The sequence below is a fragment of the Deltaproteobacteria bacterium genome (assembly GCA_019912665.1).
In the GTDB taxonomy this organism is placed as follows: Bacteria; Desulfobacterota; GWC2-55-46; order GWC2-55-46; family GWC2-55-46; genus UBA5799.
In genome coordinates this window covers 801637-826700 of the sequence record JAIOIE010000018.1, presented here as the reverse complement: position 1 = coordinate 826700, position 25064 = coordinate 801637, and the positions used below count along the sequence as shown (strand labels likewise).

General features: G+C 57.5%; 24 protein-coding genes and 1 tRNA gene. 17 read left to right on the top strand and 8 right to left on the bottom strand.

Annotated elements, in window-relative coordinates; all coding sequences use genetic code 11:
• Position 1 precedes the first annotated feature (1 nt).
• The 6 genes from K8I01_08400 to K8I01_08375 form a co-directional block, all read right to left on the bottom strand.
• Positions 2-1132: a hypothetical protein gene (locus K8I01_08400; GenBank protein ID MBZ0220433.1), complete on the bottom strand. Its 1131-nt coding sequence runs from the start codon at positions 1130-1132 to the stop codon at positions 2-4.
• Entirely contained in the window at positions 1122-1706 is a 585-nt protein-coding gene (locus K8I01_08395) for a polysaccharide biosynthesis/export family protein (GenBank protein ID MBZ0220432.1), read from the bottom strand. The genes K8I01_08400 and K8I01_08395 overlap by 11 nt, the downstream gene beginning before the upstream one ends.
• Before the next feature lie 9 nt (positions 1707-1715).
• Positions 1716-2078 (bottom strand): hypothetical protein, encoded by a 363-nt coding sequence (locus tag K8I01_08390; protein ID MBZ0220431.1) that lies wholly within the window; start codon positions 2076-2078, stop codon positions 1716-1718.
• Between the two features lie 247 nt (positions 2079-2325).
• Positions 2326-2973, bottom strand: coding sequence for a response regulator transcription factor (locus K8I01_08385; protein MBZ0220430.1), 648 nt, complete (start codon positions 2971-2973; stop codon positions 2326-2328).
• Positions 2974-3169: 196 nt separating this feature from the next.
• Positions 3170-3505 (bottom strand): holo-ACP synthase, encoded by a 336-nt coding sequence (acpS, locus tag K8I01_08380; protein ID MBZ0220429.1) that lies wholly within the window; start codon positions 3503-3505, stop codon positions 3170-3172.
• Between the two features lie 169 nt (positions 3506-3674).
• Positions 3675-3929 carry a SemiSWEET transporter gene (locus K8I01_08375; protein ID MBZ0220428.1) on the bottom strand — a complete coding sequence of 85 codons (255 nt, stop codon included), beginning with the start codon at positions 3927-3929 and terminating at the stop codon, positions 3675-3677.
• 510 nt (positions 3930-4439) lie between these two features.
• Here K8I01_08375 and K8I01_08370 point away from each other — a divergent pair.
• Both K8I01_08370 and K8I01_08365 read left to right on the top strand, forming a co-directional pair.
• Positions 4440-4516, top strand: a tRNA-Arg gene (locus K8I01_08370).
• An 89-nt stretch (positions 4517-4605) separates the two neighbouring features.
• On the top strand, positions 4606-4806 hold the full coding sequence (locus tag K8I01_08365) for a hypothetical protein (GenBank protein ID MBZ0220427.1): 201 nt from the start codon (positions 4606-4608) through the stop codon (positions 4804-4806).
• Between the two features lie 141 nt (positions 4807-4947).
• Here K8I01_08365 and K8I01_08360 read toward each other — a convergent pair whose 3' ends face one another.
• The gene (locus K8I01_08360) at positions 4948-6933 is read right to left on the bottom strand and encodes a cation:proton antiporter (protein MBZ0220426.1); all 1986 of its coding nucleotides are present in this window, start codon (positions 6931-6933) and stop codon (positions 4948-4950) included.
• Positions 6934-7005: 72 nt separating this feature from the next.
• Positions 7006-7317: a hypothetical protein gene (locus K8I01_08355; GenBank protein ID MBZ0220425.1), complete on the bottom strand. Its 312-nt coding sequence runs from the start codon at positions 7315-7317 to the stop codon at positions 7006-7008.
• A gap of 321 nt (positions 7318-7638) precedes the next feature.
• Between K8I01_08355 and folD the strand changes: the two genes are divergently transcribed.
• The 15 genes from folD (at position 7639) to fabZ (ending at position 25034) form a co-directional block, all read left to right on the top strand.
• Entirely contained in the window at positions 7639-8496 is an 858-nt protein-coding gene (folD, locus tag K8I01_08350) for a bifunctional methylenetetrahydrofolate dehydrogenase/methenyltetrahydrofolate cyclohydrolase FolD (GenBank protein ID MBZ0220424.1), read from the top strand.
• An 89-nt stretch (positions 8497-8585) separates the two neighbouring features.
• Positions 8586-9263 (top strand): methylenetetrahydrofolate reductase C-terminal domain-containing protein, encoded by a 678-nt coding sequence (locus K8I01_08345; GenBank protein ID MBZ0220423.1) that lies wholly within the window; start codon positions 8586-8588, stop codon positions 9261-9263.
• Between the two features lie 138 nt (positions 9264-9401).
• Complete coding sequence (locus K8I01_08340) at positions 9402-10895, top strand: TolC family protein (protein MBZ0220422.1); 1494 nt, start codon at positions 9402-9404, stop codon at positions 10893-10895.
• Complete coding sequence (locus K8I01_08335) at positions 10892-12034, top strand: efflux RND transporter periplasmic adaptor subunit (GenBank protein MBZ0220421.1); 1143 nt, start codon at positions 10892-10894, stop codon at positions 12032-12034. The genes K8I01_08340 and K8I01_08335 overlap by 4 nt, the downstream gene beginning before the upstream one ends.
• A 34-nt stretch (positions 12035-12068) precedes the next feature.
• Positions 12069-12731 carry an ABC transporter ATP-binding protein gene (locus K8I01_08330; protein ID MBZ0220420.1) on the top strand — a complete coding sequence of 221 codons (663 nt, stop codon included), beginning with the start codon at positions 12069-12071 and terminating at the stop codon, positions 12729-12731.
• A 38-nt stretch (positions 12732-12769) separates the two neighbouring features.
• Positions 12770-13978 carry an ABC transporter permease gene (locus tag K8I01_08325; GenBank protein ID MBZ0220419.1) on the top strand — a complete coding sequence of 403 codons (1209 nt, stop codon included), beginning with the start codon at positions 12770-12772 and terminating at the stop codon, positions 13976-13978.
• Entirely contained in the window at positions 13971-15140 is a 1170-nt protein-coding gene (locus K8I01_08320; protein MBZ0220418.1) for an acetoin utilization protein AcuC, read from the top strand. Before K8I01_08325 ends, K8I01_08320 begins: the two co-directional genes overlap by 8 nt.
• Positions 15141-15233: 93 nt before the next feature.
• The gene (gene ald / locus K8I01_08315; protein ID MBZ0220417.1) at positions 15234-16364 is read left to right on the top strand and encodes an alanine dehydrogenase; all 1131 of its coding nucleotides are present in this window, start codon (positions 15234-15236) and stop codon (positions 16362-16364) included.
• Positions 16365-16565: 201 nt separating this feature from the next.
• Positions 16566-18053: a lysine--tRNA ligase gene (gene lysS, locus K8I01_08310; GenBank protein MBZ0220416.1), complete on the top strand. Its 1488-nt coding sequence runs from the start codon at positions 16566-16568 to the stop codon at positions 18051-18053.
• A 69-nt stretch (positions 18054-18122) separates the two neighbouring features.
• Positions 18123-19382 (top strand): lipoprotein-releasing ABC transporter permease subunit, encoded by a 1260-nt coding sequence (locus K8I01_08305; GenBank protein MBZ0220415.1) that lies wholly within the window; start codon positions 18123-18125, stop codon positions 19380-19382.
• A 37-nt stretch (positions 19383-19419) separates the two neighbouring features.
• Positions 19420-20094, top strand: coding sequence for an ABC transporter ATP-binding protein (locus K8I01_08300; protein MBZ0220414.1), 675 nt, complete (start codon positions 19420-19422; stop codon positions 20092-20094).
• 121 nt (positions 20095-20215) lie between these two features.
• Complete coding sequence (bamA, locus tag K8I01_08295) at positions 20216-22936, top strand: outer membrane protein assembly factor BamA (protein MBZ0220413.1); 2721 nt, start codon at positions 20216-20218, stop codon at positions 22934-22936.
• 33 nt (positions 22937-22969) lie between these two features.
• Positions 22970-23494, top strand: a complete 525-nt coding sequence (locus tag K8I01_08290) for an OmpH family outer membrane protein (GenBank protein ID MBZ0220412.1) — start codon at positions 22970-22972, stop codon at positions 23492-23494.
• A gap of 13 nt (positions 23495-23507) precedes the next feature.
• Complete coding sequence (gene lpxD, locus K8I01_08285) at positions 23508-24551, top strand: UDP-3-O-(3-hydroxymyristoyl)glucosamine N-acyltransferase (protein ID MBZ0220411.1); 1044 nt, start codon at positions 23508-23510, stop codon at positions 24549-24551.
• Positions 24552-24560: 9 nt separating this feature from the next.
• Positions 24561-25034 carry a 3-hydroxyacyl-ACP dehydratase FabZ gene (gene fabZ, locus K8I01_08280; protein MBZ0220410.1) on the top strand — a complete coding sequence of 158 codons (474 nt, stop codon included), beginning with the start codon at positions 24561-24563 and terminating at the stop codon, positions 25032-25034.
• Positions 25035-25064: the final 30 nt, after the last annotated feature.

Below are 25064 nucleotides of genomic sequence, written 5' to 3'. Positions count from 1 at the left end.
CTCAGGGCCTGTATTCGCTATGTACCGTCAAGTTCAGGTAAAAGGCGTTCCTCTCTGCGTCCGAGCCGGTTATCCCCTCGGAAAGCTGGTTAAAGTGGCTTATGCCTGCGCCGATTATCGCCCAGCGCTTGACCTGCCAGCGTACTCCGGCGTCTGCCGAATAGGACTTGAGGTCCACAGTGCCTGCCGGCTTCGTCCTGTTCCTTGCATAGCCGGTGGTCAAAGTCAAAGAGGCTGCATCGCTTAAGTTCCGGGAGAAGCCGGCGCTGACGGTCTCGCTTATGTTGAGCTCATCGGTCAACCCGGAGCTGTCCGATACGCCTCTCGAGTAGGAGGCCGAAACGGAACCCCGCTGGAACGATTTTGAAAGGCCTGCGGAGGCCCTCCAGTCGGAATGCTCGCTAATCCCCGTCGAGTAGATCAGGCCAGCGGAAAGGTTATAGGTAAGGCTCTCCGAGTGCCGGGTTGAAAAGCCCGCGCTGAGCGAGTGGCTCTGTATCTCAGTCGACGGGCCGTTATCGTAAGTGAGATTCGTGTACTCATATGACTGGGTGAGGCTCGTCCTTTCAGTCCAGCGGAACTCCCCGGCTGCGCCGGCCGAATAAGTCCTGCTGTCCACGGCAGAGGGGTCTTCGAATTCGAGGACGTTCCCGGAAAGCGAGAGGCTGCCCGTGAGCCTCGGGCTTATCGTTCTCGATCCGTTCACGCTGGCGTTATGCGAGCGGATACCCTCGGTCCGGAAAGCCTCGATGCCTGTCGCGGTAGCCTCCCTCGGCTCCCTTGTGTACGTGAAATCGTATCCGGCCTGCAGTTGCGACAAAGGTGAAATCCTCATTTCAAGTCCCGCTACGGCGTTGTGGGCTACCCAGTCCCTGTCGTGGTCGTCCAGATAATAGTTCCCGGTAAACCCGTATCCCGCGTTGAATCCGACGTTCATGCTGCTGCTTTCCATTTCGAGCCTGGGAGATGCCCTGAGGATGCTGTCATCACCCGAGCCGCTCCCGTCCGCTGCAACACCTGAGTTCTTCTCGAACCGGAACTCGGTCGATAATGACGGCTTTGCGACCCATGCCCAGGCCTCTCCGGCCGGGATTGCCAAAAGAAGACCGGTAAGGAGCAGCCTACGGAACAAAAATCGTATCTCCCGGCAAAAGGTACTCGTTCGCGCGGCTCTTTTCATCGTAGACCAGGTCGTTGAACTTGACCTGGATCTTGTCGTCGAGCCCGTCTGACCGTTTCCTTATGAGCACTATCTTGTTCTTGGACGCGAACTGGCTGAACCCCCCGGCGAGCGAGAGCGCCTGGAGGACCGTGGTCCTGGACTTCAGGGTATAGCTTCCAGGCACCTGCACCTGCCCGAGGACGTATATCCTGTAGCTGTTGACGCTCTGCACTATGACCGATGCGACGACCGCGCTCTGCTGGTACTCCTTGAGCCGCTCGACAATCTCTGCCCTGAGTTCTTCTGGCGTAAGCCCTGCGGCGGTAAGCTCGCCTATGAGCGGCAGCGTTATCCTGCCGTCGGGCCTCACCGTGACCTGTCTTGACAACTCGGTATTTCTCCAGACCACTATTTCGAGTAAGTCCTCGGGTCCTATCTGGTATTCGGGCCCGCCTGCTTCCCCGGAGGCATAGGCTGGCGTATTGGCCAGGAAGAGCGCAAAAAGCGCGATTGTGAGCGTCTTAAGTATGTGTCTTGAGAACATGACTTCCCCTCAGATGAATTTAAATCCTGCTATCGCCACCCCCGGCGATAGCGACAGGGCCCAGACGGCCCTTGCGGACCTGTGAATGCCCAATTCGGTTATATTTATGGACACGAGCGTGTCCGTGCCTATGCGCTCCGGACAGGAAAGCCTCACTCCGGAAGGCGAATAATCGAGGAGGTCTGCCGGGAAGACCTTTCCTCCCAGCCTCAGTTCGAACGTCCTCTCCAGGGCGGTCCTGTTTTCACCTCTTTTTTCATGGTGCAGGTAGCCGCAGTACGGGCATGCCAGCGGCGTCTCTACGAACCAGATGAAGGCCTTACCGCAAGACGGGCAGACGCGCGTACTGGTAATGTCCTTGGATTTTTTCAACAGGCCCTTACCCTGAAACGTATTGTGGACGGCCTATAATAGTCGCGGTTAAGGGAATTGGCAATCCTTCAAAGGTATACAAAATCATGAAATAGGTAGTACAACCTTTTTAGGAGGGAGTAGTCCTTTGGTTGTATTGACAAGCTGGTGCCATCGGCTGTCAGGATTGATACATACGGATGCAGGACTTCAGAAAAGCGTTTATTATGTGGGGCTTACAGGGAGTAAAAGGGGGAGGGCTTCGGCTTTATTGTAAAGTATTTCTCAGGTGGTGGTTATTCATGGCGTGGTTCTTGATCGCATAGCTTATGAGCTCGGAACGGGCTTTTATGTTCAGCTTCTGGAAGATCCTGTTAAGGTGCGTTTTTACCGTCGTCTCGCTTATATTAAGCTGCTGGGCTATCTCCTTGTTCCTTAGCCCCTTGCCCGTAAGCTGGACTATTTCCTTTTCCCTGGGGGACAGGGAGTTTTTCTCGCTCCCCAGCGCGTTGATGCCGTGGAGTATGTTCTTGAATGTCTGCTTGTCAAGCCAGATGTCGCCTTTCGCGACGGCCTTTATCGCCTTTATAAGGAGCTCCGGGCTCGAATCCCCGAGAAGGACCCCGTTAATCTTTTTCCTGAGGACAGCCGAGACGAGGTTTTCCCTGCCGCAATCCGTATCAATGAGTATGAAAAGGGGCCTTTTCGCGGCTTCCTCAAGGCCGGGAAAAGAATTGTGCAGGGTCATAAAATCCGTAATGACGATAGACGAACCCAGTGACTGAAGCTCCGCGTTGGAATACTCCCTACCGGGCGCGAGTATTCTGGAAACGGAGAGTTCTTTTTCGGATTCTATCAGCTTGGCAATACCTTCTGATAAAAGGACATTGCTCATCGCGACTACTACTTGTGCCAACTACATCCTCCGGTGCGGTTCAACTGGAACGCAGATTCATGATTTCTTGAAAGCAGGCTGTGTTTTGACGAGCATTCTAAAACAGTATAGCACATTTTTTCAAACGGAAAACAAGGTGCGGCTTGTATACTGCATATTTCGGAGGAAAAATAGAATTGTTAAATATTTTTGAGCCCCGAATTTTAATCAGGGCCAGTCAGCCTATGACGACGAGAGCGAATGCGAAATCACTTGTATATGAGAGGCTTAAGTGGATGCTCCTCCCGGCCACAAGATTTTCGGGCTCCCTGCCGAGCTTGAAAGCCGGAGGGTAGCCGGGCGTTGCAGTGATCTCTACGTCTCTCAGACTGATGCCCGAGAGGATGCCTTTTGAGAGGGCCTTTACAAAGGCCTCCTTGGCCGCGAACCTGCCGGCAAGGTGCCTCTCCGGCTCCCTCATGGAAAACGCAGTCTCGATTTCCCGGTCTGTAAAGACCGATTTAAGGAAACGGGCGTTTGAAAAAGTCCTTTCGGCCCTTTTCAGGGAAACCACATCTATTCCAGAAGAAAAGTTGTCCACAGACCGGTCCCGGCGCCTGCCTTGCCTTCAACTTCGAAAGTTTGAGGGGGAATTTGATGCGATCATATCATACATCTCGGCCACGGCAAATAGAACGAGGCACCTTGCCCCCCGGTACAATGTAAAAAATTCCATTTACAGCCTATCTATATACCAGCTTGAGTATAAGGATGATAAGCGAAAAGACGAGCGAAACCGAATTCGCTATCACGACCGGGACGGAGCCTATCTTGATCCCGTAGATTATCCAAATGGTTATCCCTACTGAAAGGAGCAGGAACATCGCAAACGAAACGTCCTTTGTCGAGCGGGTCTTTATCGTCTTTACCACCTGGGGGAAAAAGGATGCGGTAGTAAGGGTCCCGCCCAGTAGCCCCAGTAATGTTATTGAGTCCATCCATGCCTCCGAAATTCATAGCCGTCCTCTTATTCTATTTGATTGTGCGGAGAGTTGCAAAGGCAAATACGCGGGCCGGACGCGGACTGTACTTGGGTACAGTTTAAACCATTCGGCTCCCGGTATATAATGCAGGTGTTTAGTCCAGGTTACTTGAATCAAATGACATGCCTTGCAAGGCGTCCGGGTCCGGAGCGGGGCTGGGGATGGGCTCAGGCCCGGACGCCTTGCAAGGAAAAAGGCAGGCGAGCGAAAAGCTCACTGCCTTTTTTGTTATCATGTTGCCTGAGAAGACCCGTCAGCCATGTCCAGCTGAGGTCTCTTTTTAAGGCCGGGACGCAAGTCCCAGAATCTAATTCCCTGAGAACGCCGATACTAATCTCTTGACTGAAAATCCCCAGATGTTAAAATCTTTGAACGAACAAGGGAAGGCTGTCATTTTGGGCCTGCCTTTTGGTTCCAAAAAGTTTTCTGGCCCCTCGGGGCATTCCCATTCCAAAGCAAGCATAAGCGCCCGTGGCTCAGCTGGACAGAGCATCTGACTACGAATCAGAGGGTCGGGGGTTCGAATCCCTCCGGGCGCGCCAATTTTCCACCTTTCCTGTCCTCCAGGCCTTAGCTACCCTCCATTGACCCCTGCCTGCATAAATGTTACCATCAGATCAGGGGTTTTTACATGGACAGCCGCTGCAAGTTCCTTACCATAATAAAGAACGAGAACGGAAAAGAGAGCTGGCTCTGCTATAACCAGTACGAGAAGAGGAAGCTCATCCAGTCCTGTTTCCTGAAGACCGGACCGTGCCGGTATTCGAACGGGCCTTTTCCGGAACCTGAAGAGGCATTGAGCGGCATACCTGAAAAGAAAGAAAAGGATTAACAGCATAAAGCGCTGTTTTTCAACTCAGAGAAGGGGGGGGGCTCATAGCCCCCTTTCTTATTAGGGTTATCACCGGGCCTGGCCCGGGGGCGAGCGGAAGAGGTCCGGGGTCTTTGGGTATTTATTACAAGCCAAAAGAGTTCATGCCCTGGTGACAGGGCACTTCTCGTTCAGTATCTGAAAGGCCGCGGCGAGCTGGGCGTGGCTCCCTAAAAGTACCAGTATATCCCCCTTCTCTATCCTGAATTCCGGCCCCGGGTTAGTGTTAGCCCCGTTTCCCCTGGCTACGGCTATGACGGTTGCGCCGGTCCTTTTCCTGAAATACAGTTCCCTCAAGGTCGACCCGGCAACCGAACAGGCCTCATCCACATAGAAGGTATCCATGACCGTCTTCTCCAGTATGGCCGAGAGCCTGGATAACCTGTCGGTCGAGAGCGCCGGGTTCCGTAGCATCGCATACCCTTCCTGCCGGATAAGGTCGATCTGGTTCTGGATTATATTGGTGGGGACCCTGTAGTCCTTAAGCACCCGCGCGAATATCTCAACAGAGGTCTCGAACTCCTCGGGGATGACCTGGTTCGCGCCGAGCCTGTAAAGGTCCTCCACCTCCTTCACGAACCTGGTCCTCACTATTATGGAGATGGTCGGGCTTATCTCTCTCGCCGTCTTTACGATCGCCCTTGTGCTTATGGGGTCTGATATGGCGGTAACCACCATCTTTGCCTTCTCGACCCCCAATTTCTTGAAGACCTCAGGGTGGCTCGCGTCCCCGAAGTAGGCGCTGTGCCCCTCGGCCTTGGCCGCCTTCACCCGCTCCATGTTCATCTCCATGATGGCGTGGGGGATGCCGGTCTCCTTCAAGACCCGGGCGAGGTTCCGCCCGTTGAGTCCGTAGCCGATTATTATGACATGGTTCGAGAGATGGGTCTTTTTCTGCCCCGGATGCCCGCCGCCCATGCCGAGGAGCTTTCCGAGGTCAAAGGCCAGCCTCGCCGACCTCTGGTATATGAAGGGCGTAAGGGCCATTGTTATGATGGCCGAGGCCAGGAAGGACTGGTAAAGGACCTCGTTAAGGAGGTTGTAGTCCTGCCCCATCTTTATGAGTATGAAGGAGAACTCGCCTATCTGCGCGAGGTTCAGGCCCACTATGATCGAGAGCCTGAACGGGTACTTCAATACCCGCCCTATGCCTATTACGACCAGCGCCTTGGCCGCTACGATGACCATTACCAGGAGCGCCACCCAGCCTATGTGGCCGATAAAGAACCTCAGGTCCAGTAGCATCCCTATTGAGATGAAGAAGAGGCTTGAGAAGGTGTCCCTGAACGGGATTACCTCCGCTACTATCTGGTTGCTGTACTCGGATTCCGATATGGCGAGCCCGGCTATGAAGGCCCCGAGGGCGAGCGAGAGGCCGAAAAGAGAGGTGAACCAGGCCGTGCCCAGGCAGACGAGGACGATTGTGAGGATGAAGACCTCTCTATTCCGGAGCTTCACGACCTGGTCGAAGAGCCTGGGTATGAGCCACACGACCCCGGCTACGATCACGGCGAAAGCCGCGAACGAGACCCCGAGCTTTTTCGAAATATCGAGCGGAGAGGCCCCTCCGTTGAGCCCGATGGACTGGAGGACCATGACCATGAGGACCACGGCCAGGTCCTGGAATATGAGAACCCCGACCGAAAAGTTGCCTTGAGGCGTATTCACGTCTCCCCTGTCGGCCAGGAGCTTAAGGACTATCGCTGTAGATGAAAGGGACACCACGAAGCCCAGGAGCACGGCGACCTTGAGGTCCTGCCCGAGAATAAGGGAGAGGCCCGCGACGCAAAGCACCGTGAGCCCCACCTGAAGTCCGCCGCCGATAAGGCCCTCGCGCCTGATATTAAGGAGCTTTGAAATCGAGAACTCTAGCCCGATGGTGAAAAGAAGGAGCACCACCCCGACCTGGGCAAGGAGCTCCACGGTGTGCACGTCCCGTACAAGCCCGAACCCGTAGGGGCCGATGACTATTCCTGTTATGAGGAACCCCACAACCGTAGGCAGGCCGGCCCTCGAAAGGATCATGCTTAGCGGCACCGAGACCGCAAGCAAGACGACTATGTCCCTTAGAAGCGGTATGTTTTCCATATACTTAAAAGGCTGTTATTCGGGCCCGATGGTTCGGGCAGCGCAAAGGTGGGCTGCATGAATGGAGACGTGCTATTTCGTTATTGACGGCTCCTTGCCTTTGACTTTCCTCATCTCTTCTCGAAGTGCTTCCGTTTCCGCCTCTATCTGCCTGATCTCGGCAACAAGCCTTTGCAATTCGGGGCTTTTGAGCGGGTCATCCTTATGGAGCTTTTCCGATTCGTACACTATCCCGCCGATCTCCCTGAAACGCTTCTCGGCCTCCCTGTTGAGGTTATAGAGCTTAAGACGGAGCTTCCCGGACTGGGCGCTCTCCTTCAAGGCAGCCCAGCCTTCTTCGACCGCCTTCTTGAGCTCCTCGTTAACGCTCTCCAGAAAATTCATTATCCCCCCTTTCCTTCGTGCATTCCAGAGAAAAATGGGTTTTTGGCCGGACCGGCAGAGGGCTGCTGAGCGCTCCTTCGGTACTATTCTCAATCTGCAAGACCGCGCCCGCAAGGCCCCTGTAAAACCAAGTTATGGCTAAACCCCGATAATAAATCACCGCCTTCATGCGGTGTCAAGACGAATTGCCCCCTTCCCGGTCGAAACCGCTGCTCTACAGTGCCGAAAAAGGCACGGTTTGCAGAAGTCTTCAATTTTCTTTGCATTACAAGGTGTTTTAAAGTATACTCCTTTGAAAAACAGAGCGCCTACGGGACATTAATGAAGACAGCCGCGATTATTGACGGAAAGGAAATTGCCGCCCAGGTAAGGGCGGAGCTCAAATCCGAGATACTTGCCTTAAAGGAGGAGTCCGGCATAGTCCCCGGCCTGACGGTGGTCCTGGTAGGCGAAAACCAGGCCTCCCAGCTCTATGTGCGGAACAAGGTCAAGGCATGCGAAGAGGTCGGAATAAAATCGGATAAGCACGCCCTCCCTCAATCTGCAACCCAGGAAGAGCTCCTTCGTCTAATAAGGGACCTGAACGCATCGAGGAATGTGCACGGCATACTCGTCCAGCTCCCTCTCCCGAAACAGATAAACGAGGAGACGATCCTCGAGGAGATATCTCCCCGGAAGGACGTCGACGGTTTCCATCCCTACAACATAGGCCGGCTCATGATCGGGAACCCGGTGCTCCAGCCCTGCACCCCGTATGGCGTAATGCGCCTCATAGATTCCACCGGAATAGATCTCTCCGGCAAGGACGCGGTCGTCATCGGAAGGAGCAACATAGTCGGTAAGCCCATGTCCATGATGCTCCTTAGAAGAAACGCGACCGTGACCATCTGCCATTCCAAGACAAGGGACCTGCCGGAAAGGGTACGCAGCGCGGACGTGGTGGTAGCGGCCGTTGGCAGGGCCGAATTCGTCCGCGGTGACTGGATAAAGGAAGGGGCCGTTGTCATCGACGTGGGCATAAACCGGACCCCCGAGGGCAAGCTCGTGGGCGACGTAGATTTCGAGGGCGCATCAAAACGGGCCGGCTTCATAACGCCGGTCCCGGGCGGGGTGGGCCCCATGACCATAGCCATGCTCCTTAAAAACACGGTGGAAGCCGCGAAACGAAGCGCCTCATAAGGGAGGCTATTGGCTTCCGGCGAAACATATTCTTTCTTTTCGCTGCTCTTTCAGTCGCGTTTAATTAAGTTGCTCTCTTTCCCCTTAAAATGATAATCACCGAAAAGAAAGACATACAGGAGATCCTCGGGTCTCTCGAGGGTAAAAAGACCGTATACCTCTTCGGCTGCGACTCCTGCGCCGAGCAGTGCTCTACCGGCGGGAAAAAGGAGCTCGAGGAGATGGCCCGCCTCCTCGAGGAGAAGGGCGTAAGGGTCCTTGGGAGCTCGCTCCCGGAAGAGACCTGCTACAGGCAGCTCGTCTTGAAGGCCTACAGGGAGAACGAGCGGCTTAAGGACGCCGAAGCGGTGCTCGTGCTCGCCTGCGGGGCAGGCGTCCGGACCGTCGCGGACGTGGCCGAAGAGACGCAGCCCGTTCTCCCGGCCCTGGACTCCATCTTTCTCGCAACAGTCGAGCGGGTGGGCAGGTTCTTCGAGGGGTGCTCCCTCTGCGGCGAATGCGTGCTGGCCGCTACCGGCGGCATATGCCCGCACACCGAATGCCCCAAGGGCCTGCTTAACGGCCCGTGCGGCGGCGTTGCAGACGGCATGTGCGAGGTCAACATCGAATGCGAGTGCGCCTGGGTGCGCATATACAGGCGGCTTGAAAAACAGAATCGGCTTGACCTCCTTAGAAAAACGGCCCCTCCCAAGGACCACTCCGTCGGCATAAGGCCGAGAAAGACGCTTTTGAGGGAGCCTGCCCGGCCCGCAGGCCGCAAGGCTTGACCAAGAGGCCTTCTCAGGGGAAGTCTCCGCAGCTTTTTTGTGCTTTGGGCGCCTTCCCGGGATTTTGACAGCTTGTACGCCGGGATTCAGGGGGCCCGCTTACGGAACCTTGCCCCCTCTAGTTACGTTTTGATTCCGATGCCTAACATCCTCATACTAACCGTCCTTGCATCGTTCCTGACACTCCTTTCAGGCGCGCCGGCCTCTGCAGAGACCCTTCATCTGGGCTTCAGAAGCGGAATCCTCATGCTCATCGACAATAACCTTGACCTTGGCGTGAGGAGGCTTGAGCCTGTATTGATCGACGGAAGGGTCTTGAGCGCCTATGGGGCCTTCGACCCGGCGGTCTTCGGCTCGCTCTCAAGACAGGACATAACCACCCCCCTGAGTTCGCGTTCGAGCGTTGCCGCGGGCGGGCTCCGCTCCATAGAGTCCGAGTCCTATAATCTCAACGCAGGTGTTACCGGGCGGACGGGCCTCGGCACCCAGTACACGCTCGAGGCAAGTTCTTCCTGGACAGCCGACACCCTGAGCGGCCAGGAGTTCGAATACGAATCCTTTACCGGGGTATCGATCCGTCAGCCCCTTCTCAGGGGCTACGGCGACTCGAACCTACTCGAGATAAACCTTTTAAAGAAGGAAAGGCAGATATCCGAGGAAGCGCTTAAGCGCGCCCTTCTGGACGCGGTCACTCTTTACGGCGAGGCATGGTGGGGCCTCATGAACGCCCGGCTGGCGCTGGACGTGCGGACGGAATCGCTAAGGCTGGCCGAGGCCCTTCTCGAAGCGAGCAGGAAGCGCCTGGAGGCGGGCGTTATCTCCCGGCTCGAGCTCGTGCAGGCCGAGGCGGCAGCTGCGTCGAGGAAAGAGGACGTGCTCATTGCGAGGAAGGCGGTCCAGGCAAGAGAGCGCTCGCTTAAGTCGCTCATCGCGGGCGACCCCTATGCAATGGCCGGCACGGAGGTCGTCCCGGCAGGGGACGGGACGCTAAAGACCTCGGGGGAAGGTCTCGAGGCCTCGGTAGCAAAAGCGCTGGAGACCAGGCCCGAGTACCTTGAGGCCAGGGCCGCCCTCGAAAGGAACAGCATTCAGGCAAGGTACGCGAAGAACCTCGGCTATCCTGCCGTGGACGTCGAGGCCAGGTTCGGTTATAGCGGTCTTGGCGAGTCCTTCTCCGATTCTTTTAGCGGTATTGACGCCAACCCCCAGTGGCTCGTGGGACTCGCTTTCAGCTACCCTCTCGGGAATAGGTTTGCCAGGGGCTCCCAGGAGGTTACAGGCATTGAAGCTATGCAGCTCAAGATGCTCCTCAGGCGCATTGAGCAGGATATCGTCCTCGGGCTCGACGAGGCCATAAAGGCGATAGACACGGACAGAAAAAGGCTCGAAGCAGCGGATGAGTCTGTGGCGCTCGCGGAGGAAACGCTCGCGGCAGAGGAGAGAAAGCTTGAGGCAGGAAGGTCAACGACCTTCAACGTCTTGAGGATTCAGGACGACCTCCTCCAGTCGAGGCTTAAGCGCCTCGACGCTGTTTCGGGGTATAATCTAACGCTTCTCAGGTTTTACAGGGAGAAGGGGACCCTCCTTGAGGAGCTGGGCATCAACATCAAAGATGCGTCAGAGGTGAGATGAGGAAGAAGATAATATATGGGCTCGGGGCCGTCGTTGTCCTGGCAGTCGTCGCGTTATTATGGCGGGGCCTCGGGAATAGCCCCGAGGCGCAAGATTTGAAGACCGCAAGGGCCGGGATAGGGGATTTGAAGATAGAGGCCGCAGCCAACGGCGTAATAAACCCGGATGTCGAGGTCATTGTAAAGAGCAAGGCCGGAGGCGAGATAATAGACTTCCCGTTTAACGAAGGCGACCTTGTAAAAAAAGGCGAGGTGGTCGTAAGCCTCGACCCCGAGACCGAGGAGGCCAGGGCAAAGCAGGCGGAAGCGGTGCTCCTCATGGCCGAGGCCAGGCTTGAGAAGGCCAGGATAGCACTTAAGGACGCCGGGGTAAGGCTCTCCAGGCAGAAAAGGCTCTACGGCGACGGCATCGTCTCAAGGCAGGAGCTGGACGATTCCGAGATAGCCTTTGAGAAGGCCGGGGCCGACGTGAAGCTCGCAGAAGCCGAGCTCTTGCAGTCCGTAGAGGCGCTTAAAGAGGCCAGGGACAGGCTCGCGGACACTAAGATAAAGTCGCCTTTTACCGGGACGATACTCAAAAAATTAGTGGACAGGGGGCAGGTGATATCCTCGACCATCTCATCGGCCTCGGACGGCACGCAGATATTCAGCATAGCCAATCTGGATGATATCTTCGTCACGGCGCACATAGACGAGGTGGATATCTCGAAGATAAAGCCGGGGCAGGAAGTGGAAGTGAGGGCCGACTCCCTGCCGGGAAAGAAGTTCCGGGGGGCGGTCGAGCGGGTCGCGCCCAAGGGTAGGACAGAGATGGCTGTAACGGTCTTCGACGTGGTAGTGAGGGTCACCGATGAGGACAAGGCGCTCCTTAAGCCCGGCATGACCGCCGACGTCAAGATAGTGACAAGCACGAGAAGCGGCGTGCTCCTTGTACCGAGGGAAGCGATAAAGACGCTTAACAGGAAGTCCGGGGTATACGTGGTCAAGGGCAAGGAGCAGGAGTTCGTGCAGGTCGAGACAGGAGAGACCGACGGGGCTTTAATAGAGATAAGGGGCGGCATCGGCGAGGGGGCCGAGGTCGTAACATCGCCCGTGAGTCCCGATAGAAAGGACAACCGGAGGAGAAGGTTCCTCATCTGAGGCGTCCGGTCATGAGCCTCCTCCGACCATCGAGATGATAGAGCTTAAGGGTATAATAAAGACTTATTTTCTGGGCGGCCAGCGCGTTGAGGCCCTCTCCTCTGTTGACCTCCGCATAAAAAAAGGCGAGTTCGTGTCCATAATGGGCCCTTCCGGGAGCGGCAAATCCACTCTCATGAATATAATAGGGTGCCTTGACAGGCCCACGGGCGGCGCCTACACCCTTAACGGGATAAGGGTCGAGGAGATGGACGACGACGGCCTTGCGGCCGTAAGGAACAGGAACATCGGTTTCGTCTTCCAGAGCTTTAACCTCCTTGCAAGGCAGACCGCGCTTGAGAACGTCGAGCTTCCATTGCTCTACGCCGGGGCGGAGGGAACGGCCCGGATAGCGGCAGAGGCCTTGAGGGAGGTCGGCCTCGAGAACAGGATGGGGCACAGGCCCAACGAGCTCTCCGGCGGGCAGAGGCAGCGCGTTGCGATCGCGCGGGCGATCGTCATGAGGCCGCCCATAATACTCTGCGACGAGCCGACCGGCAACCTCGATTCGCGCACAGGCAGAGAGGTCATGGAGCTCTTCAAGGACCTTCACAGAAAAGGCTCGACCCTCGTGGTCGTAACGCATGACAACGAAATAGCGGCCCATTCCGAGAGGGTGATAACGCTAAAGGACGGAAAGGTGCTCTCCGCGGCATGAGGCGGCCTTTTAGCCCTTTGGCCGGAATGCGATAGATTATGGTACTCGCACAGGTAATAAAAGTTGCGTTCAGGGGCATCCTGGCCAACAAGATGCGCACCGCGCTCACGATGCTAGGAATCATAATCGGCGTTGCCTCGATAATCTCCATGCTTTCCATAGGCGAGGGCGCGAAACAGCAGGTAATGGAGTCCATCTCCAGGTTCGGCACCAACCTCTTGAGGGTCCGCCCCGGCTCGGCAAGGATGGGGCACATAAGGACAGGCGCGGTCGAGACCCTCACCCTTAAGGACGCCGAGGCCGTAGCAAGGGAGGTGTCCGGCATACGGGCGCTTGCGCCTGTCGCGGGCCGCTCAAGCCAGGTAAAGTACGGGAACAGGAACACGAACACGATGATAACCGGCACAACTACCGAATATCCCGGCATAAATAATTTTCAGGTTGCGGAAGGGCATTTCCTGGACGAAACTGATATCAAGGTGATGAGAAGGGTCGCGGTGCTCGGAAATACCGTCAGGCAGGACCTTTTCGGGGACAGTCCGGCCCTTGGAGAGGAGATAAAGATACAGGGGCAGACGTTCACGGTGATAGGAGTAATGCTTCCAAAGGGGCAGAGCTCCTGGTCGGACCCGGACGACCAGGTCTTTATCCCCATATCGACCGCCCAGAGGCGGATATTCAGCCAGGTCTACCTGAACGACATAAACATCCAGGTCGAGGACGCGTCCCTTATACCCAAGGTGAAAGAGGACCTCGAGCGGCTCCTCCGTGAGAGGCACAGGATCGCCCCAGGCGCCGTTTCGGATTTCACCATAAGGGACTTTACCGAGATGGTAAGGACGCTGGAGGAGACCTCGCAGACCTTTACCGTCCTCCTTTCCGGCATAGCGGCGGTATCGCTCCTCGTGGGCGGCATAGGCGTTATGAACATCATGCTCGTTTCCGTGACCGAAAGGACGAGGGAAATAGGCGTGAGAATGGCTGTCGGCGCAAGGCGGAGCGACATACTCAGGCAGTTCCTCATAGAGGCGCTGGTCATAACCATAACAGGCGGACTCATTGGTGTTGCCGCGGGCTCGTCAATGGCGGTCCTCCTTTCGAGGTTCGGCGAGTGGGAGACGGTCATCACAATCTGGTCCGTTGGGCTGGGCTTCCTTTTTTCCGCGCTCGTTGGGCTGGTGTTCGGCATATACCCCGCGCGGAAGGCCTCGCTCATGGACCCCATAGAGGCGCTAAGGTATGAGTAGGCAGCGGGCAAGGGGCGGAAAGGCCAGGACCGCCTTTGTTTACTCCGACAGGTTCGGCTCCTTTTACTACGGCATAGACCATCCGATGAAGCCCGTGAGGCTCCGCCTCACTTATGAGCTCATAAGGGAATTGGGCCTCCTGGGGCTCAACTCGTCTGCTATTGTCGAGGCCGCCCATGCAAGCGAATCCGACCTCCTCCTCTTTCATACCCCGGATTACGTGAGGGTCCTGAAGGAGGCTAACACGGGGATTATACCGGTGGGCGGGTCGCTCCACGGCCTCGGGTTCGCCGACAACCCGGTCTTCAACGGGATGTACGAGTGGTCGGCCCTGTCTGCCGGCGCCTCCATTCAGGCCGCGGAACTCGTGGCAGAGGGCAAGGCCGAGACGGCCTTCAACATCGCGGGCGGGCTCCACCACGCCATGCCCGGCAGGGCCTCGGGTTTCTGTTACATAAACGACGCCGCGATCGCCATAAAACACCTCGTAAACCTCGGAAAGCGCGTCGCCTATGTGGATATAGACGCCCATCACGGCGATGGTGTCGAGTATGCCTTCTACGATACCGACAGGGTGCTGACCATATCGCTCCACGAGAGCGGGCAATGGCTCTTTCCCGGCACTGGGTTCGTCACCGACATAGGGGTGGGTAGCGGCAGGGGCTTCTCGGTCAATATGCCGCTTCCGCCTTCTACAGGCGACGAGCTTTACCTTAAGGCATTCGAGGAGGTGGTCCCGCCCTTCATAGAGGAGTTCCAGCCGGACGTGCTGGTAACCCAGCTCGGGGTGGATTCCTTCGAAACAGACCCCCTTACGCACCTGAGCCTTACGACCAATAGTTTCGAGAAAATGATCGAGCGTTTCCGTTCCTTCAGGCTCCCCTGGGTCGCCCTGGGCGGAGGCGGCTACGACCTCTCCAACGTCGCGAGGGCGTGGACGCTCGCTTGGGGCATAATGAACGGGCTTAGCGCCCGCGACGTCATCCCTGAGGACTTTCTCAGGAGGAACGGCGACATCTTCCGTAGCGCCTATCTCCGGGACACACCCATTACGCCCTTCACGCTCCGGGACGAGGAGATGAAGACCGTGGAGGCCGACCTCTATTACCTGAAGCACACGGTCTTTCCGCTCATGCGGGAAACCAGGGAGAAGCAGGTCTGAGACGGCCTTGACTACCTGCCCCAAAACTGGTAGCCTGTCCCTTGTGAGGGCGCTCCAAGTTATTGAAAATCAAAGTCTTTCGGTAGGGCGAGGATGATAGTCGGCGTACCCAGGGAGATAAAGGACAACGAGTTCCGGGTGGGTCTTGTGCCCGCGGGCGCAAGGGCCCTCAAGGAGGCCGGCCACACGGTCCTGGTCGAAAAAGGGGCCGGACTCGGAAGCTCCATAACGGACGACGAATACAGGGGCGCGGGCGCGGAAGTGGTCCAGTCCGCCTCCGAAGTATGGTCGCGCTCGGAGCTTATCGTAAAGGTAAAGGAGCCGAGGCCCGAGGAGTATGCGTACCTCCGGCCCGGCCTTGCCGTATTCACTTTTTTCCATCTTGCCGCTGACCATCGCCTTGCCGGGGAGCTCATAGATAAAGGGGTAGCCGCGATTGCCTATGAGACAATAGAGCTTCAGGACCACACGCTCCCGGTGCTCGCGCCCATGAGCGAGGTGGCCGGGAGGCTCGCGGTTCAGGCAGGCGCGCATTACCTTCTTAAGCCGGAGGGCGGCAGGGGCGTACTTTTAAGCGGGGTCCCCGGAGTCGAGGCCGGGGCAGTCACGATAATAGGCGCCGGGGTCGCGGGCGTGAATGCCGCGAAGATGGCCGTTGGCCTGGGAGCGCGCGTAACCGTCCTCGATACGAACGCGGCCCGCCTGAGATACCTTGACGACCTCTTTGGCGTAAAGGTGGAAACGCTCTATTCCAACTCCCATAATATAGAGATGTGCTCAAGCCGCACAGACCTCATGATAGGCGCGGTCCACATACCTGGCTCAAGGACCCCGAGGCTTGTAACAAGGGGCATGCTCCGGCTCATGAAAAAGGGCTCGGTCATAGTCGACGTTTCGGTCGACCAGGGCGGCTGTGTGGAGTCCATAAGGCCCACCACCCATTCCGACCCGGTCTATTTTGAGGAAGGGGTGCTCCATTACGGGGTCGCCAACATGCCAGGGGCTGTCCCGAGGACCTCGACCTTCGCCCTCACGAACGCTACCCTACCCTATGTCCTTGCCATGTCGAACCAGGGCGTCAAAAAGGCCCTGGCCTCGTCAGAGCCCCTTAGGCGCGGCGCCAATGTGCTCGATGGAAAGGTCGTGCACCGGAACGTGGCCGCCTCGCTCGGAAGGCCTTATGAAGAGGTGTCTCTCAAGGCAGATGGCGGACTCTCGGCCTGATTGCCGCGGTAGCTCCAAGCAGCCAATTCCCCCAATAACCGCCTGAAAATCCGCGGTTTTACCTTGACTCACACTATTAAATGAGATAACTTTTAACATTAATCTTCAGGCCTGTCCTGATTGGGAAAATCCGCCTTTTGGGCTGGATTTTCTCCGGACGGAGCTCTCTGCGGACGAACCCCGCAATCCCTTTTTTTTGAGGTGTCCATAGTGGAAGTGAAGAGTGTGGAGTACCAGCAGCGGCTCGAAAAGCTCGGGGCCCTGAAAGAGGCCGGGGTCGACCCGTACCCCAACGACTTTAAGCCTACCCGGACCGCCGCCTCTGTAATAGAGGAATTCGGCGGGCTCGACGTCGAAGGGCTCGAGGCCCGAAAGGACGAGACCGTCTCGATTGCGGGCCGCATAATGGCCAAGAGGGACTTCGGCAAGGCCTCTTTCGTGCACCTTCAGGACAGGACCGGCCGCATACAGGCCTACCTTAAAAAAGACCTCCTCGGCGAGGAGGGCTCCGCCCTGTTCAAGCTCTGCGACATGGGCGACATCATCGGGGTAGAGGGGCGCGTATTCAGGACCAAAACCAACGAGCTTACTATAGAGGCTACGAAGCTCCGCCTCCTTGCCAAGGGCCTTCACCCGCTCCCCGAGAAATGGCACGGCCTCACCGACGTCGAGGCCAGGTACAGGCAGAGGTACCTAGACCTCATGGTCAACCCCGAGGTGAGGGAGGTCTTCGTAAAGAGGTCCCGCATAATAAAATTCATACGGGACTTCCTCGCCAAAAGGGAGTTCATGGAGGTAGAGACCCCCATGCTCCAGCCAATCCCGGGCGGTGCCGCGGCAAAGCCCTTCAAGACCTTCCATAACGCGCTCCAGATGGAGCTCTACATGAGGATAGCGCCTGAGCTTTATTTGAAGAGGCTTATCGTCGCCGGGCTCGAGCGCGTCTTCGAGATAAACAGGAACTTCAGGAACGAGGGCATATCGACCCAGCACAACCCCGAGTTCACGATGCTCGAGTTCTACCAGGCGTACGCGACTTTCGAGGACCTCATGCGCCTAACCGAGGAGATGATAAGCGCCCTCGCGATTGAGCTTACGGGCTCGTCGAAGATAACTTACCAGGGGACCGAGATAGATTTCACCCCGCCCTGGACCCGGATCTCCGTAAGGGACGCCATTTTAAGGTACTCGGATGCGTCCGAGGACATTTTCGGGAGCTATGAGAAGGCGGTCCTATTTTCCAAAAAGCTCGGTTTGAGCATACCCGAGGGCCTGAGTCACGGCAAGGTGATAACAGAGATATTTGAGGAAGTTGCCGAGCCCAAGTTCATCCAGCCCACCTTCGTAACGCATTACCCGCTGGACGTATCCCCGCTTTCGAGGAAGAACGCCGGGGACCCTTCCATAGTCGACCGGTTCGAGCTCCTGGTCGCCGGGAGGGAGATCGCTAACGCCTTCTCCGAGCTTAACGACCCCATCGACCAGAAAGAAAGATTCCTTGCGCAGCTTAAGGAGAAGGCGGCCGGGGACGCCGAGGCGCACGAGATGGACGAGGACTTTGTCCGCGCCCTCGAGTACGGGATGCCGCCCACCGCAGGGGAGGGCATAGGCATAGACAGGCTTGTTATGCTCATGACCGATTCGCCATCGATAAGGGACGTGATACTATTCCCGCAGCTCAGAAGGTGAGCCTTTTTAACCCTTCATTGAGGGTTTTTTAATACAGCCGGGTTAATATCCCGGAGAGACGGGACACGGATGTCATACGAGCTTTTCATAGGTCTACGTTACCTCAAGGCCAAGAGGAAGCAGACCTTTATCTCGGTCATAACCTTCATCTCCATAGCCGGCATAACGGTCGGCGTAACGGCCCTCATAATAGTCCTATCCGTAATGACCGGCTTCGAGGAGAACCTGAGGGAGAAGATCCTCGGCATAAACGCCAACGTGGTGGTGACCGAGCTCGGCTCGCCCATGTCCGGGTACGCGGAGGTCGCCGAAAAGGTGCGCAAAGTGAACGGCGTCGTGGGCGCGACCCCCTTTACCTACAACCAGGCAATGATATCCGCGCCCGGAGGGGTCGTCGGCGCGGTCATAAGGGGGCTCGAGCTTGAGACGATAGGCGAAGTCGCGGTCCTGCCGGACAAGGTGAAGGAAGGCACGATGGAGGGCTTGAGGCCCGCTCTCGGCGAAGGCTCCGGCGAACCCGGCATACTCATCGGTCGGGAGCTTGCGAGGAACCTCGGCGTTTCCGTGGGCGACGACATAAGCGTCATATCGCCCATGGGCACCATGACCCCGGCCGGGCCGGTCCCCAGGATGGCGGCCTTCAGGGTGGCCGGAGTGTTCGAGCTCGGCATGTACGAGTACGATTCGTCCCTTGCCTTCATATCAATCGAGAATGCCCAGAGCTTTTTCAGGATGGGGGACGCCGTCTCCGGCGTGGAGGTCAAGATAAAGGACATCTACAAGGCTGAGGAGACAGCGGACCTCATAATGATGGAGCTACGCGGGCCCTACTGGACCCGCACCTGGATGGAGATGAACAGGAACCTCTTCTCGGCCCTCAAGCTCGAGAAGGCGGCCATGTTCATAATCCTCACGCTCATAATACTGGTAGCGGCCATGAACATCATAAGCACCCTCATAATGGTCGTAATGGAAAAGGGCAAGGACATAGCGATACTCAAAAGCCTGGGGGCCACCTCGGGCGGCATAATGCGGATATTCATGGTGGAGGGCATAGTAATAGGGGTCACCGGCACGACTTTAGGCACGGTCCTGGGGGTCGCGGCGGCCCTCAATCTGGAAAAGCTCATACAGTTCATCGAGAGGGTATTCCAGTTTCAAGTGCTCCCCCCTTCCATCTACTACATCGACACCTTCCCGTCGAAGGTCGAGCCGCTGGTCGTGGCGACAATAGTCGCCATCTCGATAGGCATAAGCTTTCTCGCCACACTTTACCCGTCCTGGCAGGCGTCGAGGTTCGACCCGGTCGAGGGGCTGAGATACGAATGAGCGGGCCGGACGGGCTTTCCGCTCAGGAAACCGTAACATGGAACTCATAAGGGCAGCAGGGCTCAGGAAGACATACGGGGATTCGGGAAAGAGGGTCGAGGTCCTGAAGGGCATCGACCTTTCGATAGCAAAGGGCGAGACCATAGCCGTGGTGGGCGCCTCGGGCGCGGGTAAGTCCACGCTCTTGAACATACTCGGCGCGCTCGACCGGCCGACCTCCGGGGAAGTATCCTTCAAGGGCGAGCAGGTCTTCGGGTATGACGACAGAAGGCTTGCGGCCTTCCGGAACAGGCACATGGGGTTCGTCTTCCAGTTCCACCACCTCCTGCCGGAGTTCACGGCGCTTGAGAATGTCATGCTCCCGGCGCTCATAGGAGGGGGCGGCCTTAACGCCGCAAGGGAGAGGGCGGCAAAGCTCCTGGCTGATGTGGGCCTCGGAGCGAGGCTCGCTCACAAGCCGGGGGAGCTTTCCGGGGGCGAACAGCAACGGGCTGCCATAGTCCGCGCACTCATGCAGTCTCCGGAGGTCATACTGGCTGACGAGCCGACCGGGAACCTCGACACCCACACCGGGGAAGAGGTCTTTAATCTTCTATTTGAGCTTAACCGCACCATGGGGACGGCCATGGTCATAGTGACGCATAACGAGAATCTGGCCTCCAGGCTCGGAAGGCGGCTTAAGATGGTCGACGGCAGGATAATCGAGGAATAGCCGCAGACAATAAGGAGTCGCAGTTTTTTACTTGTACATGGCCCGGCGGTTCGGGGTCATCAGGCGAATCGAGGCGCCTTTTGTGAACGGCAGTCCTCAGAAGAAGAAGGGCACGCGAAGCATGGCGTTTTGGAATTCAACGGGGCCGGCCCGGACCGTAACCGGGTCACTGGCCTTCCTTTCCCGTCTTTTATTCACGCTCCTTTTTCTCCTCATCCCCTCCCTGTCTTTTGCAGAGGGCTTGAGAGTGCTGGTGCTCCCGTTTGAGATGCACGCCGAGGAGGACATCTCGACGCTCCGGAGGAATATCATGGAGGCGCTCGCCTCTACCCTCGACGGGAGCGCCGGGATAGAGGTCGTAGGCATCGAGGAGACGAGGCGGCTCATGCTGGAAAAGGGCGTGGCCCGCTTCGGTGAGGAGGCCGCCTTCGATATAGCTTCCAAGCTAGGAGCTGATTTCGCGGTGCTCGGCTCAATCACCAGGGTGGGCCGGACCTCAAGCGCGGACTGGAGGATACTAGACCTTAAGGACGGCGCCCCCAAGGCCTTTTATTTCGAAAGCTCGGTGTCCGAGGCCGAGCTCCTTCGAAGGATAAGGGCAAAGGCCGCCGAGATGCCTCTGGCCATGGCCTCGGCGCTCCGGGAGAGGCCCGTAGAGAAAGAGGGCATAGTAGACAGGATCGTCGTCTCCGGAAATAGGAGGGTCGACTCCGAAGCGGTCCTCCAGAAGGTGAGGAGCAGGGAGGGCGAGCCCTTTTCCCACGACACGGTAAGGGAGGACATAAGGGCCATATACGCTACCGGCTACTTTGACGACGTCTCCGCCGTACTCTCCGAGACGGCGTCCGGCAGGGTCCTCGCCTTCATAGTAAAGGAGCTGCCCTTCGTAAGGCGGATAGAGTACCGGGGGAATAAGGAGATAAAGCTCGAGCAGCTTGAGGAGACTGTGACGCTCCGGACGAACAGGGTGCTCGACAGGGTGCTCCTCGCCGGGGACGCCGAGAGGATAAAGAAGCTATACGAGGACGAGGGCTTCTACCTCGCGACCGTCACCCCTCTGGTCGAGAGCGACGGGACCGATGCCACCGTGGCATTCAGGATAGAGGAGGGGCCTGAGGTCAAGGTAAAGAGGATAACCATCATCGGGAACGAGGCTTTCACCGATTCCAAGCTAAAAAAAGTCATGAACACGAAGGAGGTGGGGTTCTTTACCGCCCTCACAAAGTCCGGGAAGTTCAACGAGTTCATCTACCAGAACGACCTGGCCCTCGTCATGAACCATTATTTCGACAACGGGTACATTAACGCGGACATACTTGATTCGAGAGTTCTGCTAAGCGAGGACAAGCGCTGGTTCTATATAACGATAGCCCTCTCCGAGGGTGCCCGGTTCAGGATAGGGAAGCTCGACGCCACAGGCGACCTCCTGGTCCCAAAGGAGGAGATACTCGACAAGCTCGGCCTCGAAACCGGCCAAATCTTCAGCAGGAGCAAGCTCGCCAGAGGCATAGAGGCGGTTACCGATATTTATGGCGAGAAGGGCTACGCGTACGCGGAGGTCAGGCCGGGCACCAGGGTCGACCAGGAGGCCCGCACAATCGACATAACGCTTGATATTGCAAAGAACGAGCTGGTCTACATAGAGAAGATAGAGATCACAGGAAACACCCGTACCAGGGACAAGGTCGTAAGGAGGGAGATCCCCATAGGCGAAGGCGAGCTCTACTCCTCGACCGAGCTTAAGAGGGCGCGCGGGAACCTCCGTAGGCTCGGATATTTCGATGACGTGCAGATAACCGAGACAAGGGGGAGCGCGGCGGACAGGATGAACCTGGGCGTGGGCGTGAAGGAAAGGCCGACGGGGTCCATCTCCGTGGGCCTCGGCTACAGCTCGGTCGACAAGATCATCGGCACCGCGTCCATCTCTCAGTCAAACTTCATGGGCACCGGGCTTAAGCTCGACCTCTCGGGCACCGTGAGCGCCTCGAGCTCGCGATACGTGTTCGGGATAACCGAGCCGTGGCTCTTTGACAGGCCCATATCCGCGGGCTTCGATATCTATAATACTGAAAGGGAGTACCCGGATTTCGACCTGAGCAAGCAGGGTTTCAACCTGCGGGCCGGGTTTCCGCTTACGAAGAGGTATACGAGGGGTTATATAACCTACAAGCTCGAGGACGTCCATATAACCGACGTCGCCGACACCGCGTCCTCGCTCATAAAGGAGCAGGAGGGCACGAGCACCGAGAGCAGCATAAGGCTCCAGGTCCGGAGGGATTCCAGGAACGACGCCTTCTTCCCGTCCGAGGGCTCGGTCGTCACGCTCACGACGGAGTTCGCGGGCGGCCCGCTCGGCGGCACGAGCTATTACGTCAAGTACGAGGCCGAAGCGGTCAAGTTCTTCCCCCTGCCTTGGGATACCGTGCTCTCGCTCCACGGCTCGGCAGGCCACGTCCAGGGCTACGAGGGCAGGGAGCCCCCGGTCTACGAGAGGTATTTCCTCGGCGGCATAAACACGATAAGGGGCTTCCAGACGAGGTCTATAAGCCCCAGGGACGCCGCGACCGGAGACCTTATCGGCGGAAGGTCCATGCTGGTCTTCAACGCCGAGTACCTCTTCCCGCTCTTCGCGGAGCAGAGCATAAGGGGGCTCGTCTTTTTCGACGCCGGGAACGCTTACCTGGACTCGATTGACCTGGACGATTTAAAAACATCAGTGGGGGCGGGCCTCCGGTGGTTCTCCCCCATAGGGCCCATAAGGATAGAGCTGGGGTTCAATCTCGACCCCGACGAAGACGAGAGCAGGTCGGAGTGGGATTTCGCCATAGGGACCCTGTTCTGATTTCCTCATAAAAAAAGGAGAAAGATGATGAGAATGACAAAAGTACTGGGCGCGGTTATAATCGCAATTGCGCTTTTCGTATCCGGCCAGGCCCTGGCCGCCGAGCAGAAGATAGGCTACGCCAATTTGCAGAGGGCGCTTAACGAATGCGACGCGGGAATGAAGGCAAAGGACGACCTTAAGAACGAGGCCGAGAAGCTCGAATCCGAGCTCAACAAGGAGCAGGAGTCGCTTAAGAAGCTCAAGGACGAGCTGGACACCAAGGGAGCCGTCTGGAACAAGGAGACCAGGGACTCCAAGGAAAAGGAGTTCAAGGCCAGGTCGGCCGACTTCCAGAAGAAGTTCATGGAGTACGGCGAGGAGCTTAACAAGAGGAAGCAGGATACCGAGGCGAGGATAATAGACGATCTCCGGGGCATAGTCGAGGAGATCGCGAAGAAAAAGGGAATGACCTTCGTCTTTGAAAGGTCCGTGGGCGGCATACTCTACGCGCCGAAGGACCTCGACATAACGGACGAGGTCATAAAGATACATAATGGCAGGAAGGGGAAAAAGTAAAGGGGTGACGGAGATGCCGGGGAAGCGCCTTTCAGAGCTTGCCACGCTTGTCGGCGGCACGGTCAGGGGCGATGGGAGCTCGATCATAACCGGGGCCGCGCCCCTTGGGGCGGCTGGTCCGGGCGATATTTCCTTCGCGGCCGGGAATAAACACGTCGGACTCCTTTCAAAGGCCCGCGCATCCGCGGTCGTCGTAAGGAGTGCCGGAGGGGCGCCGGAGGGGCTTAACCTCATCATCGCCGAAAACCCCGAGCTCGCCTTTGCCAGGATACTCGGGGTGCTCAGGCCCCAGGCCCTCCCGTTGCCTGGCGTACACCCGGGGGCCGAGGTGCATCCGGGCGCGAAGCTCGGCGCACGGGTGTCGATCCAGGCCTTCGCGGTCGTGGAGGACGGCGCGAGCGTGGGCGACAGGACCGTCCTTTTCCCTGGCGTTTACGTGGGCAGGGGCGCGGAGATAGGGCCTGACTGCGTCATCTACCCCGGTGTCGCGATAAGGGAAAACTGCCGGATAGGCGCCCGAGTAATCATACACTGCAATTCAGTAATCGGGAGCGATGGGTTCGGCTACGCCAGGGACAAGGCGAAATACGTAAAGATGCCCCAGGCAGGGATGGTAAGGATAGGCGACGACGTCGAGATAGGCGCGTGCGTCACAATAGACAGGGCCACCATGGGGGAGACCGTCATCGGCAGGGGGACCAAGATAGACAACCTCGTGCAGATAGCCCATAACGTCAAGGTAGGCGAGGACACGGTCATAGTCGCCCAGGCCGGTATAGCGGGCTCCGCGACCGTTGGTAGCCGCGTACAAATCGGCGGCCAGTCAGGGGTGAACGGGCATATATCGATAGGCGACGACGTGGGTATAGGCGCCAGGTCAGGCGTTGCCCAGGACGTGCCTCCACGGAGCATATACACCGGCTACCCTGCCATTCCGCATACGGATTGGCTCCGGGCCCAGAACGTCTACTCGAAACTTCCGGAACTCAAGAAAAAGATCGCGGAGCTCGAAAAAAGGATAGCCGGGCTCGAGGCCGACAAGGCGGAAAAGGAATAAGGAGGAGATATGACCGACACTTTGCAGGCAGAGGCACCGGTCTCAAAGGCCGCGCTACTGGACACGAACGAGATAATGAGCATCCTGCCGCACCGCTATCCCTTTCTCCTGATAGACAGGATACTCGAGCTCGAACCGGGCAAATCCGCCAGGGGGCTTAAGAACGTCACCATAAACGAGCCCTTCTTCAACGGCCATTTCCCGGGTCACCCCATCATGCCGGGCGTACTCATAATCGAGGCCATGGCCCAGGTCGGCGGGGTGCTTGCCTTCAAGTCGGCGGACGTCAAGAACAAGGTGGTCTACTTCATGGGCATAGACAAGGCCAGGTTCAGGAAGCCGGTCCTCCCGGGGGACTCCCTCGAGTTCTCGCTCACAGTGACCAAGTGCAGGGGGGTCATCTGGGTCTTCAAGGGAGAGGCGTACGTGGAAGGGAACCTCGTGGCCGAGGCAGAGCTCATGGCCACCATAATGGAAAAATAATCCATCCAACTACGAAAGGCGTACTTCATA